The 1,710-nt window shown below is 69.9% G+C and carries 1 protein-coding gene; it reads left to right on the top strand.

Annotation, left to right across the window (positions count from 1 at the left end; genetic code table 11):
• Window positions 1-1,278, top strand: a 1,278-nt coding sequence (locus tag AC2W7M_RS24895; protein ID WP_486135738.1) for an ATP-binding protein, incomplete at its 5' end; no start/stop codon positions are given.
• Between the last annotated feature and the right edge of the window lie 432 nt (window positions 1,279-1,710).

Genomic DNA, 1,710 nt, shown 5'->3' with positions numbered 1-1,710 from the left:
CGCGCCGCGCCGTGCGACGTGGTCCGCAGCGGCGAAGGCGGCCGCAGCGCGCGGCTTTATGCGGCCCCGCTCGGCGGCGGCGAGATCGCCCTGTGCGCCATCGACACCAGCGAGCAGAAGGCGCTGGAGGCGCAGTTTGCCCAGTCGCAGAAGCTCCAGGCGGTGGGGCATCTGGCCGGCGGGATGGCGCACGACTTCAACAATCTGCTCACCGCCATCATCGGCTATTGCGATCTGCTGCTGGTGCGGCACCGCCCGTCCGACCCGTCCTTCCCGGACATCATGCAGATCAAGCAGAACGCCAACCGCGCCGCCGGCCTGGTGCGCCAGCTTCTGGCCTATTCGCGGCGGCAGACCCTGCGGCCGCAGGTGATCGAATTGTCGGACGTGATCGCCGACACCTCCGAGCTGCTGCGGCGCCTCATGGGCGAGCGCATCGCGCTGGAGGTCGAGCACGGGCGCGGCCTGTGGCCGGTGAAGGTGGACCTGAACCAGTTCGAGCAGGTGATCGTCAATCTGGCGGTCAATGCACGCGATGCCATGCCCGAGGGCGGAACGCTGAAGGTGCGCACGCGCAACGTTCCGGCAGACGAGGTTTCCGCCATCGGCGCCAAGGACTTGCCGGCGGGAGATTACGTTCTGGTGGAAGTGGAGGATACCGGAACCGGCATCCCGCCGCACATCATGGACCAGATCTTCGAGCCGTTCTTCACCACCAAGGAGGTGGGCAAGGGCACCGGCCTCGGGCTGGCCACGGTGTACGGCATCGTCCAGCAGACCGGCGGCACCATTCTCTGCTCCAGCGTGGAAGGCCAGGGGACGACCTTCCGCGTGCTGCTGCCGCGCCATGCAGGCGCCGTCGACGCCGAGGCCGCCCCGGCCGCCGATGCGCGTGCCTCCGATCTCACCGGCCAAGGCACGGTGCTGCTGGTGGAGGACGAGGACGCGGTGCGCGCCTTCGCCAGCCGTGCCTTGACCGGTCGCGGCTACCACGTGCTCACGGCGGCGAGCGGTGTGGAGGCGCTGGAAGTGATGGACAGCTGCGGCAAGCGCCTCGACCTGGTCGTCTCCGACGTGGTGATGCCGGAAATGGACGGACCCACTCTGCTCAAGGAACTGCGGGCACGCGATCCGCGCCTCAAGGTGGTGTTCATCTCCGGCTATGCCGAGGAGGCGTTCGCGCGCAACCTGCCGCCGGGCGAGGATTTCGCCTTCCTGCCGAAGCCCTTTTCCCTGAAGCAGCTGGTGGCGGCGGTGGGCGAGGCCATGAAGGCGTGAGGGCCGCGGCCCGCTGCTGGCAGCCGCCGGGTGGCCGCGGCGCGATTGAGGCAGGTCATTTTGTGCGGATACGGCCCGCGCAAGTCTGAAAACGGCCGACATTCCATGCGCCTTACTTCGGGTAACGCATGGACGGGGCGCGGCACAGGCTTCGCTCCCGATGGAGATGAACATGAAGCAGCAAGGGCGGTGGGGGGCAGCGGCCTGGTCGCGGCTTGCGGTGGCGCTGGTCCTCGCGTGGACCTCCAGCCTCTATCCCGCTTTGGCGCAGACGCCCGCCGGCACCGGCTCGGCGGCCGGAATCCGGTCCCCGCCGGGTCGGCCTCGACGGCAGCGCCGGCCCAGCCGGCACCGGGATCGGGTGCCGCCGTCCAGACCCCCGCCCAGACGACCCCGGCCGCATCGGGCACGGCCGTCGCCGGCCGATGCCGG

This window comes from Xanthobacter sp. BG11Y11_SDJG, assembly GCF_057364445.1.
This window is presented reverse-complemented; position numbering and strand designations above follow the sequence as displayed.